Raw genomic sequence first — 23380 nt, forward strand, 5'->3', positions numbered from 1 at the left:
TACGGGCTCCGCGAGGACCGCGCCGGTCCCGGCGCGATCCTGTCTTCCCGATGCGGCGCCGCCCATCCCCGGCGCGCCGCCGATCCCGCCGAGCGGCCTGTAGTGACCGGCCTCAGTGACCGGCCTTTTTCGGCCCGTCCTTCCGGGGCATGTAGAGGTCGGTGATGGTGCCCTCGAAGGCCTCGGCCGCCAGTCCGATCGTCTCCGACAGGGTCGGGTGCGGGTGGATGGTCAGGCCGATATCCTCGGCATCCGCCCCCATCTCGATGGCGAGTGCCGCCTCCGCGATGAGGTCGCCCGCCGACGGCCCGACGATGCCGCAGCCGAGGATGCGGTCGGTCTCGGGGTCGAACAGGACCTTGGTCAGGCCCTCCTCGCGCCCCAGCGCCAGGGAGCGCCCCGAGGCCGCCCAGGGGAACACGCCCTTGCCGACCTTGATGCCCTTCGCCTTGGCCTCGTTCTCCGTCATGCCGACCCAGGCCACCTCGGGGTCCGTGTAGGCCACGGAGGGGATGACCTTGGCGTCGAAGGCGCTGGCCTTGCCGGCGGCGACCTCGGCCGCGACCTTGCCCTCATGCGTCGCCTTGTGGGCGAGCATCGGCTGGCCGACCACGTCGCCGATGGCGAAGATGTGGGGCACGTTGGTGCGCATCTGCTTGTCCACGGCGATGAAGCCGCGCTCGTCCACGGCCACACCCGCCGCCTCCGCGCCGATGCGCTTGCCGTTCGGTCGCCGCCCCACCGAGACCAGCACCTTGTCGAAGGTGTCGCTCGCCGGCGCGGTGCCGCCCTCGAACGAGACCTTCAGGCCCTCCGGCGTCGCCGCGACGGCGGTGACCTTGGCCTTGAGGTGGATGGCCTCGTACTGCTTCTGGATGCGCTTCATCAGCGGCGTGACCATGTCCTTGTCCGCGCCGGGGATGATCTGGTCCATCAGCTCGACGATGGTCACCTTCGAGCCGAGCGCGTGGTAGACGGTTGCCATCTCCAGCCCGATGATGCCGCCGCCGATCACGAGGAGGCGGGCCGGCACGCCGTCGAGTTCGAGCGCGCCGGTCGAGTCGATGACCCGGGGGTCGTCGTGCGGGATGAAGGGCATCTGCACCGGCTCGGAACCCGCCGCGATGATCGCGTGGTCGAAGCCGATGATCCGGGTCTGGCCCTCGTGCTCCACCGCGACCTGGTGGGGCGAGACGAAGCGGGCCTCGCCCGTCACCACCGTGACCTTGCGCTGCTTGGCGAGCCCGTTGAGGCCGCCGGTGAGGCGCTTGACCACCCCGTCCTTCCACTCACGAAGCTTGTCGATGTCGATCTGCGGCGCCGTGAAGGAGATGCCGTGCGCCGCCATGGCGTGGCTCTCGTCGATGACCTTGGCCGCGTGCAGCAGGGCTTTGGACGGGATGCAGCCCACGTTGAGGCAGACGCCGCCGAGGCTCGGCCAGCGCTCGACGAGCACCACCGACTGCCCGAGATCGGCCGCCCGGAAGGCCGCGGTGTAGCCGCCGGGGCCGGCGCCGATGACGAGGACCTGCGCCCGCATCTCCTCGCCGGAGACCGGAGCCGCGCCCTGGGGGGCGGCGGCCTTGGTGGCACCGGCACCGCCCTGGGTCGCGGCCGAGCCGTAGCCGGCCTGACCCTCGCCCGGGGCGTGGGCGGCGGCCGGAGCGGCGGCTGCGCCGGTCTTGGTGGTGTCCGTCACGGTGGGCTTGGCCGCGCCGGCACCGGCGGTCTCGGCCATCACCAGGATCAGGTCGCCCTGGCTCACCGTGTCGCCCGGCTTGATCTTCACCTCGGCCACCGTGCCGGCCACCGGGGACGGGATGTCCATGGTGGCCTTGTCGGATTCCAGCACGATGATCACGTCGTCGGCCGAGATCACGTCGCCGGGGCTGACGCTAACCTCGATCACGGGCACGTTCTTGAAGTCGCCGATATCCGGCAGGTGGACGTCGTTGCTGCTCATCGCTTCACCTCACTCGTTGTTTCGCGCGGACCGGGCCTCGTACGTCAGACGACGAGGCGCCGGACGTCCTCGAGGACGTGGGCGAGGTGGCGGGCGAAGCGCGCGGCGAGCGCACCGTCGATGACGCGGTGGTCGTAGGAGAGCGAGAGTGGCACGATCAGGCGCGGCTTGAACTCGGTGCCGTTCCAGACCGGGCTCATCTTGGAGCGGGCCACACCCAGGATCGCGACTTCCGGCGCGTTGACCAGCGGCGTGAAGGAGGTGCCGCCGATGCCGCCGAGACTCGAGATCGAGAAGGTGGCGCCCTGCATGTCGGCCGCCGAGAGTTTGCCGTCGCGGGCCTTGGCCGAGATCGCGCCGAGGTCGCGGCTGATCTCGATGATGCCCTTGCGGTCGGCATCCTTGATCACCGGCACGACGAGGCCGTCCGGCGTGTCCACCGCCACGCCGATGTTGTAGTAGCGCTTGAGGATCAGCGCGTCCTTCTCAGGCGACAGCGAGGCGTTGAACTCGGGATGCTTGCGTAGGGCCGAGACCGCGGCCTTGATGAGGAACGCCAGCAGAGTGACGCGGTAGCCCTTGTCCTTGAGCTCCTTGCCGGCGTTGTCGAGTTCCTTGCGGTAGGCATCGGTCTCGGTGATGTCCGACTCGTCCTGGTGGGTGACCAGCGGCACGTTGAGCCAGGACCGGTGCAGGTGCGCGCCGGAGATCTTCTTGATCCGCGACAGGGGCTGGGTCTCGATCGGGCCGAACTTCGAGAAATCGACGGCCGGGATCTCTGGGATACCCATGCCGCCGCCCGAGAAGGCGGCCGTGCCGGAGGCCGCGGGGGCCGGGGCGGCCGAGCGGGTGAGGTGGCCCTTCACGTCCTCCTTGGTGATCCGGCCCTTCTCGCCGGTGCCCTTCACGGCGGTGAGGTCGAGGCCGAGCTCGCGGGCGAGGCGCCGCACGCCGGGGCTGGCATGGACCTGCGAGAAGTCGGGGAGGTTGCCGGCCGGGGCGGGCGCGCTGGCGGCCGGAGCGGCGCTCGGGGCCGGCTCCTGCTTGGCCACGAGGGCGGCGCCATCGGCGCCGGCCGGGGCCTCGGCGGCCTTCGCGGCGCCGGCCGTATCACCCTTGGCGCCCTCGCCCTTGAACACGAGGAGCGGCGAGCCTTCGCTGACCTTGTCGCCGAGCTTGACCAGGATCTTCTCGACCACGCCGGCGCTCGGCGAGGGCACGTCCATGGTCGCCTTGTCGGATTCCAGCGAGACCAGCGGGTCGTCGGGCCCGATCGTGTCGCCCTCCTTCACGTGGATCTCGATGATCGGGATGTCCTTGAAGTCGCCGATGTCCGGAATCTGGATCTCGATACCCACTGCGTAGTCTCCCTGGCTGAGTCGAGGCCTCTGGCGGGCCCCCTCGTGCGGTCTGCTCGGTGAAAGGGTCGGGAAGTCGGGGCGCCGGCCGCGCTCAGGCGGCCGGCGCGAAGTCGGATCAGACGGTCCAGGGTGCCGGCCGGTCCGTTTCGATGCCGTACTTGGCGATGGCGTCGGCCACGGTCTGGGCCGGGATCACGCCGTTCTCGGCGAGGCTGTGCAGGGCCGCCACCACGACCCAGTGCCGGTTGACCTCGAAGAAGTCGCGCAGGCGGACCCGGTAATCCGAGCGGCCGAAGCCGTCGGTGCCGAGCACGCGGTAGCGTCCGGGCACCCAGGTGCGGATCTGGTCGGCGAACAGCCGCATGTAGTCCGTCGAGGCGATCACCGGGCCGGTGCGGCCGGTGAGGCAGGTCTCGACGTGGGAGAGGCGCTTGCCCTCCAGCGGGTGCAGGAGGTTCCAGCGCTCCGCCGCCATGGCATCGCGGCGCAGCTCCGTGAAGCTCGGGCAACTCCAGATGTCGGAACTGATCCCGAAATCCTGCTCCAGGAGTTCGGCGGCCGCGATGACCTCGCGCAGGATGGTGCCCGAGCCCAGGAGCTGCACCCGGTGGCCCTTGGTCTTCTCCGCGGGGCCTTCCTTGAACAGGTACATGCCCTTGATGATGCCGGCCTCTGCGCCCTCCGGCATGCCGGGGTGCTCGTAGTTCTCGTTCATCACGGTGATGTAGTAGAACACGTCCTCCTGCTCGGCATACATCCGGCGCAGGCCGTCCTGCACGATCACCGCGACTTCGTACGAGAAGGTCGGGTCGTAGGAGACGCAGTTTGGGATCGTCGAGGACATGAGGTGGCTGTGGCCGTCCTCGTGCTGCAGGCCCTCGCCGTTCAGGGTCGTGCGCCCGGCGGTGCCGCCGATCATGAAGCCGCGGGCCCGCATGTCGCCCGCCGCCCAGGCGAGATCGCCGATCCGCTGGAAGCCGAACATCGAGTAGTAGACGTAGAACGGGATCGTCGGCGCGTCGGAATGCGAGTAGGAGGTCGCGGCCGCGATCCAGGACGACATCGCGCCCGGCTCGTTGATGCCCTCCTGGAGCATCTGACCGTTCTTGTCCTCCTTGTAGTACATGAGCTGGTTGGCATCCTCCGGCCGGTAGAGCTGACCGACCTGGGAGAAGATGCCGAACTGGCGGAACATGCCCTCCATGCCGAAGGTGCGGCTCTCGTCGGGCACGATCGGCACGATGCGGTTGCCGATGTTCTTGTCGCGCAGGAGCGTGTTGAGGATGCGCACGAACGCCATGGTGGTGGAGATCTCGCGCCCCGCGGTCTCCTTCAGCTGCGCGCCGAAGGCCGAGAGCGGCGGGATCTCCAGGGATTGCGACTTGCGCCGCCGGGCCGGGAGCGGACCGCCGAGCGCCGCGCGCCGCGCCATCAGGTAGTTGTGCTCGGGGCTGCCCTCGGGGAACTTGATGAAGGGGATCTCCTTCAGCTGGTCGTCCGAGAGGTCGATCTGGAAGCGGTCGCGGAACTGCTTGAGGACCGCCTCGCCCATTTTCTTCTGCTGGTGGGTGATGTTCTGGCCCTCGCCGGACTCGCCCATGCCGTAGCCCTTGACGGTCTTGGCGAGGATGAGGGTCGGCTGGCCCTTGTGCTTGGAGGCGGCGCTGTAGGCCGCGAACACCTTGCGGGGATCGTGGCCGCCGCGGGTGAGGCGCCAGATGTCGTCGTCCGACCAGTCGGCCACCAGGGCCGCCGTCTCCGGGTACTTGCCGAAGAAGTGCTCGCGCACGTAGGCGCCGCTCTTCGACTTGAAGTCCTGGTACTCGCCGTCGACGCATTCCTCCATCAGGCGCGCCAGCATGCCGGTGCTGTCCTTCTGGATCAGGGCGTCCCACCCTGAGCCCCACAGCACCTTGATGACGTTCCAGCCGGCACCCCGGAAATCGGCCTCGAGCTCCTGCACGATCTTGCCGTTGCCGCGCACCGGGCCGTCGAGGCGCTGGAGGTTGCAGTTGATGACGAAGACGAGGTTGTCGAGCTTCTCACGCGCGGCGAGCGCGATGGCGCCCAGGCTCTCGGGCTCGTCCATCTCGCCGTCGCCCATGAAGGCCCAGACCTTGCGGCCGTCCGTCTGCGCGAGGTTGCGGTGGTGCAGGTAGCGCAGGAAGCGGGCCTGGTAGATCGCCATCAGGGGCCCGAGGCCCATCGAGACGGTGGGGAACTGCCAGAAGTCCGGCATCAGCCAGGGATGGGGATAGGAGGACAGGCCCTTGCCGCCGACTTCCTGGCGGAAGCCCAGGAGCTGCTCCTCGGTCAGGCGGCCTTCGAGGAAGGCGCGGGCATAGACGCCGGGCGAGGAATGGCCCTGTACGTAGATCAGGTCGCCGCCGTGATTGGCGTCGGCGCCCCGCCAGAAATGCATGAAGCCGGTGTCGTAGAGGGTCGCGGCCGACTGGAAGCTGGCGATGTGGCCGCCGAGCTCGGACGAATCCTTGTTGGCCCGCAGGATGATCGCGATGGCGTTCCAGCGGATCGCCGAGCGGATGCGGTGCTCGATCGCGCGGTCGCCGGGATGCGGGTCCTGCTTCTCGGGCAGGATCGTGTTCAGGTAGGCAGTATTGGCCGAATAGGGGACTGGAGCGCCCTTCTTGCGGGCCCCGTCGATGACCTGCTCGATCAGGTAATGGGCGCGCTCCGGGCCGTCGACGTCCAGGACGCCGTCCAGCGAATCAAGCCATTCCTGTGTCTCGACCGGATCGAGATCGCGGCTACGCTCCATGGGCATCCTCCATAACTTTTATGCGGATCGCGGGACCCGCTTATTTGGCTGAGCGCCGTTCAGCAGCGTTCGTGCCAACCCCAACCAAGCGCTTTTCGTGTTTTGTGGCAATGGGTTCGCGAAACCACAAAGTCTTCGGTCTGCGATATTTGTTACGCGTTTGAATTTTTTTGTCTGGGTTTCCAGACCGGCCCGGATGAGGTTGATCGCCGGGTGCCCGTTTTCCCGGCGCGAGACGCATGGATTCGCGTCCGCAAGTGCCTAGGGTTGCATCCGGGTCGGGACTGCGGCCGCGCCGCCCCCGGGCTCGTCAACCCAGCCCTGCACGCCCCGCACGGCCGCGCGCCCCTGTCCCGAAATCCGCACCGCGCCTCAGGCGCGCCGGGACGAGCCGCGCACGATGAGCCGTCCGCTCAGGGTGACCTTGCGGACGGGTTGGTCCGGCGTCTTCAGGCGGTCGAACAGCAGCGTCATCGCCTGCGCGCCGATCTCGGCGACCGGCTGCTCGATCACCGTGAGGCCGGGTTCCACGAGGTCCGTCCAGGGCTCGTTGTCGAAGCCGGCGAGGCCGAGGGTTCCGGGTACGGCGAGCCCGAGACGCCGGGCCGCCCGCACCGCGCCCATCAGCATCAGACCGTTGGAGAGGACCAGCGCATCGGGGCGGTCGTCCCCGGCCAGCCACGCCGCCAGGACCGCCTCGGCGGCGGCGGCGTTGGGGGCGGCCACCCGCGCCAGGGGCTCGGCCCCGACCCGGCGCAGCGCGCCCTCGTAGCCCGCCCGGCGCTCCTGCGCGGTGGAGCTCGTCGCGCCGAACAGGCCGCCGATCCGGCGGTAACCCTGCGCCCAGAGGTGCTCGGCCAACTGGGCGGCCGCCGCCACATTGTCGAGAACCACGCTGTCATGGGCGCCGGGCGGCCCGGCCCGGTCGATGAGCACCGCCGGCACCTCGAGGTCGCCCGCCTTCATCGCCTCGGCGGTGACCCGGGTCGGGGCGAAGATGAGGCCGGTGACGCGCTCCTCCTCCATCAGGCGCAGGTACAGGGCCTCGCGGTCCGGGTCCTCGTCGGTGTTGCAGAGGATCACCCGCATCCCGGCGGCATAGGCCGCATCCTCCACCGCCCGGCTCACCGCTGTGAAGAACGGGTTGCGGATATCGGCCACGATCAGGCCGATGGTCTGGGTCGATTGCGAGCGCAGGCGGCGGGCCGAGAGGTTGGGCCTGTAGCCGGTGGCGCGTACCGCCGCCTCGACCTGCTGGCGCAGGGCCTCGCTGACCGGCCCGCGCCCGAGGGCCCGCGAGACCGTCGCGGTCGAGACCCCCGCCGCACGGGCGACGTCGCGAATCCCGACGCTCATCGGGCGGGACGCCTGAGACGGTGCGCGACACCCGGGTGCGGACCGCCTGCGATAGGAAACGTTTTCAGCATCATGGCGCCGACATTGGCACCGATACGCAGGGTGGGCAATCGTCGATTTTGCACTATTTCACCAATCTGGATTGACAGATTTTATGAAAACGTTTTCATTGGTTGCAACGAGAAGCCCAACACCCCTGACGGGAGGAGCACGCCATGCTCGCACCGACACCCCCCATGAGCCCGCGCCTGCTCATCCGCCTCGCCGCCGCGCCCGCCACCAAGGAGGCGGCCATCCGGGAGGCGGCGCAGCTCCTCGTGGCGGCCGGCTGCATCGATCCGGCTTACGAGGCCAGCATGCTGCGCCGGGAGGCGGTGTCGAACACCTATCTGGGGCACGGCGTCGTCATCCCGCACGGCATGGTCGACGACCGCCACCTCGTCCGTCAGAGTGGGCTCGCGGTGCTGCAGGTGCCCGAGGGCATCGTCTGGCACGACGGTCAGGTCGCGCATCTGGTCGTCGCCATCGCGGCGCAGTCCGACACGCACATCACGGTGCTGCGCCGCCTCACCCGCCTGATCCAGGACGAGGCCCGCCTCACCGCCCTGCGCGACACGACCGCCAAGGAGGTGATCGCCGCCGCCCTCGGCGAGGACGCGGCGAGCCCCGGCGCGGCCGGCCCCGCCACCGACCTCAGCCAGCGCTTCGAGTGGACGGTCGATTATCCGACCGGGCTGCATGCCCGCCCGGCCTCGCACTGGGTGGAGGTCGCCCGGACCTGCCCGGCGCGGATCCAGGTGCGGCACGGCGCCGAGGTGGCGGACGCCAAGAACCTCATCGCCCTGCTCCAGCTCGGCCTGCGCTGCGGCGACGCGGTGACGATCTCGGCGGAGGGCGACGACGAGGCCGGGGCGCTCGCGAAGATCTGCAAGGCGGTGACCGGCCTCAGCGCCGGCGAGAAGGCCGCCGCGCAGGCGGCCGCCGATGCCGCCGCCAAGGCGTCGGGCCCGGTGGCGGGCTGGAACCCGGCCGAAGCGCCCCGCGCGCTCGCCGGCCTCGGGGCCAGCCCCGGCCTCGTCATCGGCCCCATCCACGTCCTCAGCCTCGCCGAGCCCGTGGTGCCGGACGAGCCGGAGCCCCTGACGAGCGGCGGCGACCGCCTGCACGCGGCCCTCGAGGCCACGGACGGACAGCTCCGGGCGCTCGCCGACGACACCGCGCGCCGCCTCGGCGCGGCCGATGCCGGCATCTTCAAGGCCCAGGGCGAGCTCATCGCCGACACCGACCTCATCACCCTGGCCTGCCAGCTCATGGTGGAGGGCCACGGCGTCGCCTTCGCCTGGAACCAGGCCGTGGAGCGGATGGCCGCCAAGCTCTCGGCCCTGGGAAACCCCGTGCTCGCCGCCCGCGCGGCGGACCTGCGCGACGTCGGCCGCCGTGTGCTGGCCCAGATCGATCCGGCCCTGAAGAGCGGCCACGACCTGCCGGACGTTCCATGCATCCTGGTCGCCCCCGACCTCGCCCCCTCCGACACCGCCGGGCTCGACCCCGCCCGCGTCATAGGCCTCGCCACGGCGCAGGGCGGCCCGACCTCGCACACCGCGATTCTCGCCCGGACGCTGGGCATCCCCGCCATGGTGGCGGGCGGGCCCGGGCTGCTCGCCCTGGAGAACCGCACGCAGGCCATCCTCGACGGCGGCACCGGGCGCCTCTACCTCGACCCGAGCGCGGCGGACCTCGCTTCGGCCCGGGCCTGGAGCGAGCGCCAGCGCGCCAAGGCCGAGGACGAAGCCCGCGCCCGGGCGCTGCCCGCCCGCACCACGGACGGGCACGTGGTCGCCATCGGCGCCAACGTCAACAACCCCGAGCAGGTGCCGCTGGCCCTCGACCAGGGCGCGGAGGGCGTCGGCCTGATGCGCACGGAGTTCCTGTTCCTGGAGCGCGGCGACACGCCCTCCGAGGACGACCAGTACGCCACCTACCGGGGCATGCTCACGGCGCTCGCCGGCCGGCCGCTCATCGTGCGGACCCTCGACATCGGCGGCGACAAGCAGGTGGCGCATCTCCACCTGCCCAAGGAGGAGAACCCCTTCCTCGGCGTGCGCGGCGCCCGCCTGCTCCTGCGCCGGCCCGACCTGATGGAGCCGCAGCTGCGCGCCCTCTACCGCGCCGCCAAGGATACGGCCAAGGATACGGTGAAGAACGGCGTGCCAGCAGGCGCCCCCGTCGGCCAGCACGCGCCGCTCTCGATCATGTTCCCGATGATCACCTCGGTGCCCGAGGTGCTGGCCCTGCGCGCCCATTGCGACCGCATCCGGCGCGACCTCGACGCGCCGGAAGTGCCGCTCGGCATCATGATCGAGGTGCCGGCCGCCGCGATCCAGGCCGATGCCCTGGCCCGGCACTGCGATTTCTTCTCCATCGGCACCAACGACCTGACCCAGTACGCCCTGGCCATCGACCGCCAGAACACCGACCTCGCGCCCGAGGCCGACAGCCTGCACCCGGCGGTGCTGCGCCTCATCCACATGACCTGCGAGGGCGCGGCCCGGCACCGGCGCTGGGTCGGCGTCTGCGGCGGCATCGCGGGCGATCCGTTCGGAGCCTGCCTGCTGGCCGGCCTCGGCGTGCACGAGCTCTCGATGACGCCCCGGGACGTCTCCGCCGTGAAGGCGCGCCTGCGTGCCTCCGAGATCGGCGACCTGCGGGCGCTCGCCGCCCGGGCCTGCGCCCAGGAGGATGCGGCCGGGGTCCGGGCGCTCGCCCACGAGATCATGGGAGCGGTCGCATGAGCGTCGACGGCGCGCGGGTCGTGACCTGCACCCTGAACCCGGCCCTCGACCAGACCGTCGTGCTCGACGCCCTGGTTCCCGGGGCGGTCCACCGCGCCCGCAGCGTGCGCAGCGACGCGGGCGGCAAGGGCGTGAACGTCGCCGCCTGCCTGGCTGACTGGGGCGTGCCCGTGGCCGCCACCGGGGTGCTGGGCCAGGACAACGCCGCCCCGTTCCAGGCCCTGATGGAGGCCAAGGGCATCGCGGATGCCTTCGCGTGGATCCCCGGCGAGACCCGGACCAACCTCAAGCTCCTCGACGCGCAGAGCGGCGACACCACCGACATCAACCTGCCGGGGCTCGCCGTGACGGCGGACGCCCTGGTCACGGTGCGGGCGGTCCTGCGCAGCCGCGCCGCCGAAGGCGCCCTCGCGGTCCTGGCCGGCAGCCTGCCCGGCGGCCTGCCGGCCGGGACTTATGCGGACCTCACCGCCGCCCTGGTGGCGCGCGGCGTCCGCGTGATCCTCGACGCGTCCGGGCCGGCCCTCGCCGCCGCCCTCGCGGCTCCGGCGGACGCCCTCCCCTTCGCGATCAAGCCGAATCGGCACGAGCTGGAGGAATGGGCCGGGCGCCCCCTGCCGACGCTCGCCGCCGTCGCCGCCGCCGCCCACGACCTGCGGGTGCGGGGCATCCCCCTGGTGGTGGTCTCCCTGGGCGCCGAGGGGGCCCTGTTCGTCACCGAGGCCGAGACGCTGCACGCCCTGCCGCCCCCGACCACGATCGCCAGCACGGTGGGGGCCGGCGACGCCCTGGTGGCCGGGCTCGTGGCCGGACTGCATGCGGAGCTGCCCCTGGCCGACACCGCCCGCTTGGCGCTCGCCTTCGCGGCCGGCAAGCTCGGCCAGGCCGGGGCGAACCTGCCGCCGCGCGAGACCGTGCGGGCCATCGCCGCCACGGTGCGGATCGAGACGCTCTCTCACCGGGCGTAGCGCTGGCCCCCTCCCCCTTGCGGGGAGGGCGGCGGGGTGGGGGTAGCTCTGCCAGCCTCCGCAGCTTGAGGGTCGCCCAACCACCCCCACCCCCAACCCCTCTCCGCAAGGGGGAGGGGGACGCGCGCGAACGACGCAACGATCGAACACGAATCATCAGCAGGAGGAAGCCATGACCCAGGTGTTGGCGGTGGTGGGAGGTGGGGATCAGGGCCTGCACGCGGTGCTGGCCGGGGCGGCCCTGCGCAAGGCGGCCGAGCGGCGCCGGCAGGCTGTCGAGGTGGAACTGCGCGGCAAGGGCGTCGGCGGGAACCCGCTCAGCGCCAGCGCGATCCAGGGGGCCGAGGCGGTGCTGCTCATCGGCGAGGGCGATCTCGGCGAGGGCCGGTTCGGGGCGATGCGCCGGGCCCGCATCCGGATCGAGGACGTGCTCACCGACGCGCAGGCGGTGCTGGACCGCGTCCTCTCCGGGGATGCCCCGACCCCGGTCGCCGCGAGCATTCCGAAAAAAATCGTCGCCGTCACCTCCTGTCCCACCGGCATCGCCCACACCTTCATGGCGGCCGAGGGCCTTCAGGCGGCGGCCGAGGCCCTGGGCCATCCGATCCGCGTGGAGACGCAAGGCTCGGTCGGTGCTCGCGACGCCCTCACGCCGGAGGAGATCGCGGCGGCCGACCTCGTGCTGATCGCCGCCGATACGGGCGTGGACCGGGCGCGTTTTGCCGGCAAAAAGCTCTATGCCACCACCACCAAGGCGGCGATCCGGGACGGCAAGGGCCTGATCGCCACCGCCTTCGCGGAGGCCCAGGTCCACGGGGGCGAAGCCGTCGCCAAGGGACCGGCCCGCCCGGCCGCCGCCGAGACGAAGGCCGGCGCCTACAAGCACCTGATGACCGGCGTCTCGTTCATGCTGCCCTTCGTGGTGGCGGGCGGGCTCCTCATCGCGCTCGCCTTCGCCTTCGGGGGCATCGACGCAATGAAGCCCGAGAATGCCGGAACCCTCGGCTTCGCGCTGGGCGAGATCGGCGCCAAGGCGGCCTTCGCGCTGATCGTGCCGGCGCTCGCCGGCTACATCGCCTATTCCATCGCCGACCGGCCCGGCATCGCGCCCGGCATGATCGGCGGCATGCTGGCCGCCAACCTCCAGGCGGGCTTTCTCGGCGGCATCGCGGCCGGATTCATTGCCGGCTACGCGACGTCCTTCCTCAACAAGCACATCCGCCTCCACCGGAACCTGGAGGGGTTGAAGCCCGTCCTGATCCTGCCCCTGCTCGCCACCGCGATCACCGGGCTCCTGATGATCTACGTGGTCGGCGTACCGGTGGCGGCAATCTTGGCCGCGCTCACCGAGTGGCTGAAGGGCATGCAGGGCACCAGCGCGGTGCTCCTCGGCCTCGTCCTCGGCGGCATGATGGCGGTCGACATGGGTGGGCCCGTCAACAAGGCGGCCTATGCCTCCTCCGCCGCCCTGATCGCTTCCGGCATCACCGCCCCGATGGCGGCGGTGATGATCGGCGGCATGACGCCCCCGCTGGGCATCGCTCTCGCCACCCGCCTGTTCCCCGCCCGCTTCTCGAAGCCCGAGCGCGAGGCCGGCGGCGCGGCGGCGGTGCTGGGCGCGGCCTTCATCACGGAAGGGGCGATCCCGTTCGCGGCGGCCGATCCGCTCCGGGTCATCCCCGCGATGGTTGCGGGCTCCGCGCTCGCGGGCGCCATCGCCCTGAGCGTCGGCGTCGAGATCAAGGTGCCCCATGGTGGCCTGTTCATCCTGCCGATCCCCAACGCGGTGACGAACCTGCCCGGCGCGCTGATCGCCCTCGCCGTCGGCACCCTGGTGACGGGGCTGCTGGTCGGCCTCCTGAAGAAGCGGGCGGCCTGACCGCACCGACCACGACAGGCCCGGCGCCAAGACCGGGCACATCCACACGCCGAACGATGAGGGGAGACGAGAGATGGGCAAGGGATGGAAGGCGGCCGCACTCGGCCTCGGACTGGCGACGATGGCCGCTGCGCCGGATGCGCGGGCGCAGGGGTTGGAGGCCGGGACCGGCCTCGGCGTGCCGGAGACGGTGCGGCGCCCCGCCCTGCAGCGGACCCGCGCCCGGCCGCCGCAGCCCGACGGCCAGGGCTTTTCGGGCGCCGACAGCGCGGCGGGGGCCGCCGACACCCTGGGCCAGAGCGCGACCCCGCCGACCCTGGCGGCCGGCACCTTCGACCTCGGCAACGGCCTGAGTTTCATCGCCAATTACACCGGGCAGGCGGCCGCCAACCCCATCGGCGGCATTCGCCAGGGCGGCGCCTATGCGGGGCAGGTGTTCTTCGGCATCGACGCCGACCTGAACCGGCTGGCCGGCATCGCGGGCGGCGCCGTCCACGTCGCGGTGACGAACCGGCACGGCAACAGCCTGTCGGAGCGGTCCATCGGCAACAACACCTCCGTGCAGGAGATCTTCGGCGGCGGGCAGACGACTCGCCTGACCCTGCTCAGCTACGAGCAGATGCTGTTCGACGACCGGCTGATCGTCGAGTTCGGCCGGCTGGTGGCCAACATCGCCTTCCTCAACTCGCCGATCTACTGCAACTTCCAATCCAACTCCGCCTGCGGCAACCCGACCTTCGTGTTCAAGACCTCGAACTTCACGTTCTGGCCGGTCTCGAGCTGGGGCGCGCACGCCAAGGCCTGGCTCACCGACCGGGTGTTCTTCCACGCGGGCGTCTACGAGGTGAACCCGCGCCACCAGCAACCCGGCGACAACGGCCTCGACTTCTCGACGCGGGGCGCCACCGGCGCGATCCTGCCGTTCGAACTCGGCTACTCCACCACCTTCGCCAACGATCCCCTGCCCCGGAATTACGGCATCGGCGGCTGGTACGACGCCTCCGACTATGCCGATCCGGTCCGCGACGTCACCGGGCAGCGCTCGGTGCTCACCGGCCTCGACCCCGCCACCCGGTTCGGGCGCTCCGGGATCTATGCCCGCTTCGACCAGATGGTTTGGCGGCCCGACCCCGCCGGCATCCAGGGCCTGACCCTGTTCGGCGTCGCCATGGCGGGCACCTCGGGGCGCTTGGTGGAGGATTACTTCCTGGAGATCGGCGCGCTCCAGACCGGCACCTTCGCGGGCCGGCCCTTCGACACGCTGGGCTTCGTCATCAACACCCAGAAGTTTTCGCCGCTCGCGCTCTCCAACATCGTGCTGGCGCAGAACAGCCTCGGCGTCGATCGCACGATTCCGCGCCAGCAGATCATGATGGAGCTGAACTACGGCATCCAGGTCGCGCCCTCGGTGCGGCTGACGCCGAACCTCCAGTACATCATCAACCCGGACCAGACCCGCTTCCCGTTCTACCGCAAGAACATTCCCGACGCCTTCGTGATCGGTGCCAAGCTCTCGGTGGACCTGTTCACCCTGGCGGGGCTCGCCCGGGGACCGGGGCAGTAGCGTCGGGCCCGCCGATCAGGTCGGCGAGGCCATCCGGGCAGGCGCCGTCGCGGGGAACGATGTGGGTCGCCACGGCGCCGTGGCGGGCGATGGCCCCGGCGACGAAATCGGGCGGCGTCGGGGCGTCGGGGCTCTCGCAGACGATCGCGGCGCGGAGCGGTACGCCGTGCGCCCGCAGGGTCTCGATCGCCGTCAGCGCGTGGCTGATGGCGCCGAGATAGGAGCCCGAGACGAGGAGGGCCGGGAGGTCGAGGGCCTTGAGCCAGTCGAGGCCGGTGGCCTCCGGGGTGACCGGGCTCATCAGGCCGCCGACGCCCTCGATCAGCAGGGTGCCACCGGGCGGCGTCGCCCGAATCGCGTCGCGGCACCAGCCGACGAGATCGGCCAAGGCCAGCGCCCGCCCCTCGCGGGCGGCGGCGAGATCGGGGCTGAGCGGCGCCGCGAAGCGCCAGGGCGAGCAGGCCGCGACCGTCGCGGGCGTGACGGCCAGGCCCTGGGCGGCCAGGAGCCGGGCCGTGTCGCTCGCCGCGAAGTCGGAATCGTCGAGGGCGGGCACGCCGCTCGCGAGCGGCTTGAGGGTGCGCACGGGACGACCCGCCGCCCGCAGCCGCCGCGTCAGCGCGGCGGTGACGTAGGTCTTGCCGATCTCGGTGCCGGCGCCGGCGATGAAGACGGCGCGGGGGTGGCTCACTTCTCGACGAACGCCTTCTCGATGACGTAGTGGCCGGCCTCGCCGTGGTTGCCCTCCTCGTAGCCGCCATCGGTGAGGAGCATGCGCGTGTCGCGGATCATGTCGGGCGAGCCGCAGAGCATGAAGCGGTCGTTCTCGATGGACATCGGCGGCAGACCGATATCCTCGAACAGCTTGCCGGAGGTCATCAGGTCGGTGATGCGGCCGCGGTTGCGGAAGGGCTCGCGCGTGACGGTGGGATAGTAGATCAGGCCGGCGCTGATGACCTCGCCGAGGAACTCGTGGTTCGGCAGGTCCTGCGTGATGGTCTCACCATAGGCGAGTTCCTGCACCTGCCGGCAGCCGTGGACGAGCACGACCTTCTCGAAGCGCTCGTAGGTCTCCGGGTCCTTGATGATCGACATGAAGGGGGCGAGCCCCGTGCCGGTGCCGAGGAGGTAGAGGTGCTTGCCCGGCATCAGGTTGTCGAGCACCAGGGTACCGGTGGGCTTCTTGCCGACGATGATCGGGTCGCCGACCTTGAGGTGCTGCAGCTTCGACGTGAGCGGGCCGTTCGGCACCTTGATCGAGAAGAACTCCAGCTCCTCCTCGTAATTGGCCGAGACGACGCTGTAGGCGCGCAGCAGCGGGCGGCCCTCGACTTCCAGGCCCATCATCACGAATTCGCCGTTGCGGAAGCGGAAGGCGGGGTCACGCGTGGTGCGGAAGGAGAACAACGTGTCCGTCCAGTGGTGGACGCTCAGCACACGCTCCTCGTTGAACTTGCTCATCGACGGTCCGTCTCGACTCTCGCTCGAATCTCGAAGCTTTGCCCGGGGTCTTCTCGCACCTGCGGTAGGCCCGTCAAGGCACATGACAACGCACCCGTCCTGCATCGCGCTCAAGCCTCGCACACGGGGCGCCGCCGTGTCGTGACGGGCACTCCGGTCTGTTCGTGCGAAGAGCCTCCCTCCACGGAGATCCGACGCCGGACGAGGACCCGATCGCCCGCGCGCGGGATCAGAGGGGCTTCAGCCCCGCCTCGATCTCGGCTCGACGGCCTTCCAGGAACGGCGGCAAGGCGAGGCGCTCGCCGAGGGTTTCCATCGGTTCGTCGGTGGCAAAGCCCGGCCCGTCCGTGGCGATCTCGAACAGGATGCCGTTGGGCTCGCGGAAGTAGAGGCTGCGGAAATAGTAGCGGTCCACCGGCCCGCTGGAGGGCACACGGCGCTGTTTCAGGCGGTCCGCCCAGGCGTCGTAATCGGCATCCGGAATCCGGAAGGCGACGTGGTGCACGGCGCCCGCGCCCTGGCGGGCCGGCGCCAGCTTCGGCTCGGCCACGAGATGGATTTCGGCCGCAGGACCGCCCGCCCCCATGCGGTAGACCCGGACCTCGCCCTCGGGCAGTTCGTAATCCCGGTCATGGCTCATGCCGAGCACCTCGGTGAGGACGGCCTCCGTGCGCGCGATCTGTGCCACGCTGAGTCGGATCGGGCCGAGGCCACGGATCTGGTGCTCGGCCGGCACGGGGCTCTGCGCCCAGGGATGGGCTTCGCCCGCCCCGCCATCGTCCACCAGCATCAGGCGCTGGCCCTCGCCGTCCTCGAAATCGAGGGTGAGACGGCCGTCCCGCTCCACCGGCACGGCGTGGGTGACCCCCTGCCGGGCCAGGTGCTCGCGCCACCAGTCGATCGCCGCCGGCCCGGCGACACGCAGGGCCGTGCGGCTGATGCTGTTGGTCCCGCGCCGCTCCTGCGGTGCGGGCCAGTCGAAGAAGGTGATGTCGGTGCCGGGCGAGGCGAGGCCGTCGGCGTAGAACAGGTGGTAGGCCGAGACGTCGTCCTGGTTCACCGTCTTCTTCACCAGCCGCAGGCCGAGGACGCGCGTGTAGAAGGCTAGGTTGTCGGCGGCCTGTGCGGTGATGGCGGTGAGGTGGTGGATTCCGGTGAGCTGCATCGTGCGTTCCTGGCTGGCCGCGCGCGGGTCCCCTCACATGGGTGGGAGGGGCCATGAAAGCAAAACGGCCCCCGTGCGGGGGCCGTTCGGTGGGTCGGGGTGGCACCCGCCGTCAGAGCGCGGCGGTGAGGAGTCCGAGGCCCGCCACGGCGAGACCGGCGCCGGCGACGCGCAGGGCGGGCAGGCTGCGCGCGAGGCGCCCGGCGGAGAGGCCGAGCCCGAGACCCACCGCGTGCAGGAGCGCTGTGGCGCCGACGAAGCCGGCCCCGTAGGCGAGGCCGGAGACCGTCTCCGGCATCTCGGCGCCGTGGGCGTGACCGTGGAAGACCGCGAAGGCGCCGACCAGGAGCATGGCGGCGGCCACCGGCAGGGCGGGGCGTAGGGCCAGGGCCGCGCCGAGCACCACCACTGAGAGGGCGATGCCGATCTCCACGAAGGGCAGATCGATGCCGGCGACACCGAGACCGCCGCCGAGGACCATCATGCCGACGAAAGCCAGCGGCACGAGGAGGCGGGCGCGGCCGCCGATGCGGGCCGCGATGAGGCCCACCGCCACCATCGCCAGCACATGATCGAGCCCGCTCAGGGGATGCAGGAAGCCTTCCGTGAAGCCCGACGCGGCCTCGTGGCCCGGATGCGCGAGGGCGGGCGTCGCGACGAGAACCGACGTCGCCGCGAGGGCGACGCGGGCCGGCAGGGAGGCGAGGCGTGGTGTCATCGACGGATCCCGGATCTGGAATGGGGGGCGACGGCCCCGCTCGCTGTAACTAGCAACCGCCATGCCCGTGTACAGCCCCCGGGGCCGCGGGGGACGCGGCTCCCGGAGATGCGGCGTCGGTGCCACCGGGCGCTCAGGCCCTGTTTCCCGTGAAATCTCTCCCGTGAAATCCCTTGCGCGCGATCCCCGGGGCAACGCTCAATCCTTCGTGCGTTCGAAGGTGACGATGCTGCGGGTCTCCCCCTGGTCGGCCCAGTTCGGCATCACCCGCCAGGGGGTGAGGACCCGCAGGCGGTCGCCCTCGATGGCGAAGGTGCGGGTCTGCTCGGTGCCGACCCATTTCGGGTCCCAGGCGGCGTCGAGCTTGGCGGTCCACTGATCGCCCTTCAGGGTGACCTTGCCGGTGTAGGAGACGAGGGTCTTCATCAGGGCCGCGCGCTCGGCGTCGGTCTCGGCGGGCTTGCGCCCCTCCCCCGTGAGCAGGAAGAACACGCGCTCGTCCGGCGTGAAATAGGCAAAACCCGTGGGGTGGTCGCCCATCACCGGCTGCTTCCTGCCGTCGGCGCGGACCTCGACCTCGTAGGAAACCAGCTTCCAGAGGCCCTTCAGGGCCGCCGGGGTCTCGGCCCGGGCCGGGCCGGCGAGCAGGCCGGCCGCGGCGAGGCCGGCAAGGATCATCGTCGTGCGTGTCCGCATGGATCGCGTCTCTCCCTGAAGGTGCGGACCCTGGGGATGCTTGGTGCACCGCCACCCGTCCGTCTCGGGACGGGTCCGCCCGCCGATGAAGCTCGGCCCTCCCGGCATAGAGCGTTTCGGGGGCCGGGGGAGCCGGACCGGCGTCCGGAAGCGGGCATTCGAACGACAGAGAGGCGGTTCCGTCTCACCGGAACCGCCTCTCCCGCGCCGACGCGACCGTGGTTTCGCCGCGCGGATCAGCGCGCGCGGATCAATGGACCAGGATCTTGGACAGGAAGTTCTGCGCGCGCTCGGAGCGGGCGTTGGCGAAGAAGTCCTCCTTGGTGGCGTCCTCGACGATCTCGCCCTTGTCCATGAAGATCACCCGGTTGGCGACCTTGCGGGCAAAGCCCATCTCGTGGGTCACGCACATCATGGTCATGCCCTCGCGGGCGAGCTGCACCATGACGTCGAGCACCTCGCCGACCATCTCGGGGTCGAGGGCCGAGGTCGGCTCGTCGAACAGCATCACGACGGGGTTCATGGCCAGCGCCCGGGCGATGGCCACGCGCTGCTGCTGTCCGCCGGAGAGCTGGCCCGGGAACTTCTTGGCGTGCGCCGAGAGGCCGACCCGGTCGAGGAGCGACAGGCCGGTCTTGAGGGCGCTGCCCTCGTCGCGCTTGAGCACCTTCCTCTGAGCCAGGGTCAGGTTCTCCGTGATGGAGAGGTGCGGGAACAGCTCGAAGTGCTGGAACACCATGCCGACCCGGGCGCGCAGCTTCGGCAGGTTGGTCTTCTTGTCGTGCACGGGCGTGCCGTCGACGACGATCTCGCCCTTCTGGAAGGGCTCGAGGGCGTTGACGGTCTTGATCAGGGTGGACTTGCCCGACCCCGACGGCCCGCACACCACCACCACCTCGCCCTTGTTCACGGTGGTGGTGCAGTCGGTGAGGACCTGGAAGTCGCCGTACCATTTGCTGACGGACTTCATCGTGATCATCGGACCCGTGGTCGCAAGGGCCGGCGCGGTGTTGAGAGACGTGCTCATGGGCGAATCCTGTGGCTCGGGGGGCGTCAGCGAATGATGGCGATCTTCTTCTGGAGGCGGCGCACCGCCATCGAGGCCACGAAGCAGACCGCGAAGTAGACCACGGCCGCGAACAGGTACATTTCGACAAGGCGACCGTCGCGCTGGGCGATCTTCGAGGCAGCGCCGAGGAAGTCGGTGATCGAGAGCACGTAGACCAGCGAGGTGTCCTGGAACAGCACGATGGTCTGGGTCAGCAGGATCGGCGTCATGTTGCGGAAGACCTGGGGCAGGATCACGCTGCGCATGGATGCGAAGTAGGTCAGACCCAGCGCCGAGGCCGCCGCCGCCTGGCCCTTGGGGATCGACTGGATGCCCGCGCGCATGATCTCGGAAAAGTAGGCCGCCTCGAACAGCGTGAAGGTCACCAGCGACGAGGTGAAGGCGCCCACCGTCATCGGCCGGTCGGCCCCGGTCACCCACTGCCCGAGATAGGGCACCAGGAAGTAGAACCAGAAGATCACCAGCACGAGGGGCAGCGAGCGCATCAGGTTGACGTAGCCCTTGGCCACCAGCGGGATCACCGGCAGGCTGGAGAGCCGCATCATCGCGATGAGCGTGCCGAGCACGATGCCGCCGATGGCCGCGAGCGCGGTCAGCGTCAGGGTGAAGCGCATGCCGTCCAGGAACAGGTACGGCAGCGCGGAGGTGATGACGGAGAAATCGAAATTCGAGAGCATCGTGGGCGATCCTTGATGGAGGAGGCGCGAGGGCTTCAGACCCTCAGCGGTGGCCCGGGACGGCGACGCGGCGCTCGATCCAGCCGGAGGTGAAGATCACCACGATGTTGATGAGGACGTAGAGGATGGTGGCGGCGGTGAAGGCCTCGAACACCTGGAACGAGAATTCCTGCATGGCGCGCGCGCGCGCGGTGAGTTCCAGCAGGCCGATGGTCAGCGCCACGGAGGTGTTCTTGAGGTTGTTCAGGAATTCCGAAGTCAGGGGCGGCAGGATCATCCGGTAGGCGTTGGGCAGGAGCACGTGGCGGTAGGTCTGGCCGACGGTCAGGCCCATGGCGGTGCCGGCCATCTTCTGCCCGCGCGGCAGGGCCTGGATGCCGGCGCGCACCTGCTCGGCGACGCGGGAGGCGGTGAAGAAGCCGAGACACACCACCGCCGTGTAGAACGGGGCGTTCGGCAGCTGCTTGATCCAGCCGCCCCAGGATTCCGGCAGCACCTCAGGCAGGACGAAGTACCAGAGGAACATCTGCACCAGGAGCGGGATGTTGCGGAACAGCTCGACATAGGCCGTGCCGACCGCGTTGGCGGTCTTCGAGGGCAGGGTGCGCATGACGCCGATCATCGAGCCGAGGAAGAAGGCGATCACCCAGGCGCACAGAGCCGTCACCACCGTCCACGTCAGGCCCGAGAGCAGCATGTCGGCGTAGGTGCCGGTGCCTTCGGGGGAGGGTTCGAAGAAGATGCCCCAGTTCCAGTTGTAGTTCATCGCGTCGTCGTCCCTTGTGAGCGGGCATCCGGGCGAGCGCCCGTGAATGTGGCGGTGCTGTGTCGGACAGTGCCGAGACCTTGGCCGCAAGGTCCAGGGCCCGGGGCGTCGCGTCCGGGTCGCACACTGACATTTCCAGAGATTTGCTGCTTTTTCGGGCAGATTCCGGCTTGCGGCGCGCAAAGGCCGTCGGCCCGCCCGGGATGGGCGGGCCGACGGCCTCCGGTCGATTCGAATGGGAACCTGGGCGGGACATCGGTGCCCGCCCCCAAGCATCATCCGGACCAAGCTTGAGGGCTCGGGCCGGAGCGCGGCTCAGGCGCGGGCCGGTGTGGCCGTGGGGACACCCTGCGGGGCCGGGCGGCCGAGGGTGAGGATCAGCCCGGCGGCGGCGAGGCAGAGCGCCCCGGCGGCGAAGAAGGCCGGCAGGTAGCTCGCCAGCTCCGTGCGCGAGAGGCCGGCCCCGTAGGCGATCGTCGCCGCGCCGAGCTGATGCCCGGCGAAGATCCAGCCGAAGACGAGGTTGGCCCGCTCGCGCCCGAACCGCGCCGCCGTCAGCCGCACGGTGGGCGGCACCGTGGCGATCCAGTCGAGGCCGTAGAACACCGCGAACAGCGACAGGCCCACGAAGGAGAAGTCCGAGAACGGCAGGAACATCAGCGAGAGGCCGCGCAGGCCGTAGTACCAGAACAGGAGCCAGCGGTTGTCGTAACGGTCGGAGAGCCAGCCCGACGCCACCGTGCCGACGAAGTCGAACACGCCCATGGCGGCGAGCACGCTGGCTCCCTGCACCGGCCCGATGCCGTAATCGGCGCAGAGGGGGATGAAATGGGTCTGGATCAAGCCGTTGGTGCTGGCCCCGCAGATGAAGAACGTGGCGAACAGCACCCAGAACACGCGGGTACCGGCGGCGTCGCGCAGGGCGGACAGGGCCCCGTTCGCGCTGGGTCCCGGCATCGCCGGGGCGGCGACGGGATGGGTCTCGCCGTAGGGCGCGAGCCCGAGATCCTCCGGCCGGTCGCGCATCAGGGCGACGACGCCGAGGCCCGCCGTGAGGAGCAGCGCGCAGATCACCAGGAGGGCGGCGCGCCAGCCCAGGGACTCGGTGAGGGCGGCGAGCAAGGGCAGGACGACGAGCTGCCCCGTGGCGGAACTCGCGGTGAGGAGCCCGACCACGAGGCCGCGCCGGTGCGAGAACCAGCGCGTCGCCACCGTGGCGCCGAGCACCAGGGCGGTGAGCCCCGTGCCGATGCCCACCACCACGCCCCAGAGCAGGACGAGCTGCCAGACTTGGCTCATGCCTAAGGAGGCCAGCAGGCCGCCGGCGATCAGCGCCAGGGCCAGGAGCACGATCCGGCGCGGGCCGTAGCGGTTCATCAGGGCGGCGGCGAAGGGGCCCATCAGACCGAACAGGACGAGCCGCACTGCGAGCGCCGAACCGATCGTCGCCGTGTCCCAGCCGAATTCCTTCTGGAGCGGTAGGATCAGGACGCCGGGGGCTCCGACGGCGCCCGCCGTCACCAGCATGGTCAGGAAGGTCACGCCGGCGACCGCCCAGCCGTAATGGATGCCGCGGCGTGCGAACCCCTTCGCGACGGCGTCGGACAGGCGCAGAGTTGGGTCGGTGGCCATGACACGTCTCCGAGGCGCTGAAATCTCGGCGCTGACGCTTGCATAAGCGCATATGCACGTTTTAGACAAGGGGCTGTCACGCATGGGCTGCCCGATGGTCGACACCCCACTCCACGTCGTGCTCTGCCACTGCAACGCGATCCGCCAGGGCGCCCGGCAGGTGACGCAGTTCTACGACCGGCACCTCGCGCCGGCGGGCCTGCGCACGTCGCAGTATTCGATGCTGGTGGGCTTGGCGCGTCTTGGGCCGATCTCGATCAACGGGTTCGCCGACGCCATGGCGATGGACCGCACCACCATGGGCCGGGCCCTGAAGCCCCTGGAGCGTGACGGGCTCCTGGCGATCAAGCCGGGTCCGAACGGGCGCACCCGCGCGCTGCACCTCACCGAGGCGGGCCACCGGCGCATCGCGGAGGCCGAGCCCCTCTGGCGCGTCGCGCAGGAGGGCTTCGAGTCCCGCTACGGCGCCGACGCGGCGGCGGACCTCCGCAGCGCCCTGGCGCGGGTGGTCCGGACGGTGTGAGGCGGGCCCCC

17 protein-coding genes and 1 pseudogene are annotated in these 23380 nt (G+C 70.6%); 5 read left to right on the top strand and 13 right to left on the bottom strand.

Annotation, left to right across the window (positions count from 1 at the left end):
• Positions 1–112: 112 nt before the first annotated feature.
• From lpdA to MKK58_RS15320, 4 genes and pseudogenes are all read right to left on the bottom strand, one after another.
• Positions 113–1963 (bottom strand): dihydrolipoyl dehydrogenase, encoded by a 1851-nt coding sequence (gene lpdA, locus MKK58_RS15305; RefSeq protein WP_243912854.1) that lies wholly within the window; start codon positions 1961–1963, stop codon positions 113–115.
• A 44-nt stretch (positions 1964–2007) separates the two neighbouring features.
• Positions 2008–3330: pseudogene (gene aceF / locus MKK58_RS15310) on the bottom strand (dihydrolipoyllysine-residue acetyltransferase); the annotation flags it as partial.
• A 109-nt stretch (positions 3331–3439) separates the two neighbouring features.
• The gene (gene aceE / locus MKK58_RS15315; RefSeq protein WP_243912856.1) at positions 3440–6103 is read right to left on the bottom strand and encodes a pyruvate dehydrogenase (acetyl-transferring), homodimeric type; all 2664 of its coding nucleotides are present in this window, start codon (positions 6101–6103) and stop codon (positions 3440–3442) included.
• Positions 6104–6475: 372 nt separating this feature from the next.
• Positions 6476–7459, bottom strand: coding sequence for a LacI family DNA-binding transcriptional regulator (locus tag MKK58_RS15320; protein ID WP_243912857.1), 984 nt, complete (start codon positions 7457–7459; stop codon positions 6476–6478).
• A 215-nt stretch (positions 7460–7674) separates the two neighbouring features.
• On the opposite strand from MKK58_RS15320, the gene ptsP reads away from it, so the two are divergent.
• The 4 genes from ptsP to MKK58_RS15340 all read left to right on the top strand — a co-directional run bounded on the left by ptsP (position 7675) and on the right by MKK58_RS15340 (position 14662).
• Entirely contained in the window at positions 7675–10251 is a 2577-nt protein-coding gene (gene ptsP / locus MKK58_RS15325) for a phosphoenolpyruvate--protein phosphotransferase (protein WP_243912858.1), read from the top strand.
• Complete coding sequence (gene pfkB, locus MKK58_RS15330) at positions 10248–11219, top strand: 1-phosphofructokinase (protein WP_243912859.1); 972 nt, start codon at positions 10248–10250, stop codon at positions 11217–11219. Before ptsP ends, pfkB begins: the two co-directional genes overlap by 4 nt.
• A gap of 172 nt (positions 11220–11391) precedes the next feature.
• Positions 11392–13098: a fructose-specific PTS transporter subunit EIIC gene (locus tag MKK58_RS15335; RefSeq protein WP_243912860.1), complete on the top strand. Its 1707-nt coding sequence runs from the start codon at positions 11392–11394 to the stop codon at positions 13096–13098.
• Between the two features lie 73 nt (positions 13099–13171).
• Positions 13172–14662 (top strand): carbohydrate porin, encoded by a 1491-nt coding sequence (locus tag MKK58_RS15340; RefSeq protein ID WP_243912861.1) that lies wholly within the window; start codon positions 13172–13174, stop codon positions 14660–14662.
• Here the strand turns inward: MKK58_RS15340 and bioD are convergent.
• The 9 genes from bioD to MKK58_RS15385 all read right to left on the bottom strand — a co-directional run bounded on the left by bioD (position 14625) and on the right by MKK58_RS15385 (position 22846).
• A complete protein-coding gene (gene bioD / locus MKK58_RS15345; protein ID WP_243912862.1) occupies positions 14625–15353 on the bottom strand; it encodes a dethiobiotin synthase in 729 nt (242 codons plus the stop codon). The genes MKK58_RS15340 and bioD overlap by 38 nt on opposite strands.
• Positions 15350–16123, bottom strand: coding sequence for a ferredoxin--NADP reductase (locus MKK58_RS15350; protein WP_238278203.1), 774 nt, complete (start codon positions 16121–16123; stop codon positions 15350–15352). Before MKK58_RS15350 ends, bioD begins: the two co-directional genes overlap by 4 nt.
• A gap of 229 nt (positions 16124–16352) precedes the next feature.
• Positions 16353–17288 carry a ring-cleaving dioxygenase gene (locus MKK58_RS15355; RefSeq protein WP_243912863.1) on the bottom strand — a complete coding sequence of 312 codons (936 nt, stop codon included), beginning with the start codon at positions 17286–17288 and terminating at the stop codon, positions 16353–16355.
• 112 nt (positions 17289–17400) lie between these two features.
• On the bottom strand, positions 17401–18006 hold the full coding sequence (locus MKK58_RS15360) for a HupE/UreJ family protein (RefSeq protein ID WP_243912864.1): 606 nt from the start codon (positions 18004–18006) through the stop codon (positions 17401–17403).
• A gap of 198 nt (positions 18007–18204) precedes the next feature.
• The gene (locus MKK58_RS15365) at positions 18205–18702 is read right to left on the bottom strand and encodes a lipocalin-like domain-containing protein (RefSeq protein WP_243912865.1); all 498 of its coding nucleotides are present in this window, start codon (positions 18700–18702) and stop codon (positions 18205–18207) included.
• A 250-nt stretch (positions 18703–18952) separates the two neighbouring features.
• The gene (locus MKK58_RS15370; protein ID WP_243912905.1) at positions 18953–19681 is read right to left on the bottom strand and encodes an amino acid ABC transporter ATP-binding protein; all 729 of its coding nucleotides are present in this window, start codon (positions 19679–19681) and stop codon (positions 18953–18955) included.
• 74 nt (positions 19682–19755) lie between these two features.
• Positions 19756–20448, bottom strand: a complete 693-nt coding sequence (locus MKK58_RS15375) for an amino acid ABC transporter permease (protein ID WP_243912866.1) — start codon at positions 20446–20448, stop codon at positions 19756–19758.
• Positions 20449–20491: 43 nt separating this feature from the next.
• Positions 20492–21214, bottom strand: coding sequence for an amino acid ABC transporter permease (locus MKK58_RS15380; protein ID WP_243912867.1), 723 nt, complete (start codon positions 21212–21214; stop codon positions 20492–20494).
• Positions 21215–21529: 315 nt separating this feature from the next.
• Entirely contained in the window at positions 21530–22846 is a 1317-nt protein-coding gene (locus MKK58_RS15385; RefSeq protein WP_243912868.1) for an MFS transporter, read from the bottom strand.
• A 94-nt stretch (positions 22847–22940) separates the two neighbouring features.
• On the opposite strand from MKK58_RS15385, the gene MKK58_RS15390 reads away from it, so the two are divergent.
• The gene (locus tag MKK58_RS15390; RefSeq protein ID WP_243912869.1) at positions 22941–23369 is read left to right on the top strand and encodes a MarR family winged helix-turn-helix transcriptional regulator; all 429 of its coding nucleotides are present in this window, start codon (positions 22941–22943) and stop codon (positions 23367–23369) included.
• Positions 23370–23380 lie beyond the last annotated feature (11 nt).

This window comes from Methylobacterium sp. J-078, from assembly GCF_022829285.1.
Taxonomy (GTDB): Bacteria; Pseudomonadota; Alphaproteobacteria; order Rhizobiales; family Beijerinckiaceae; genus Methylobacterium.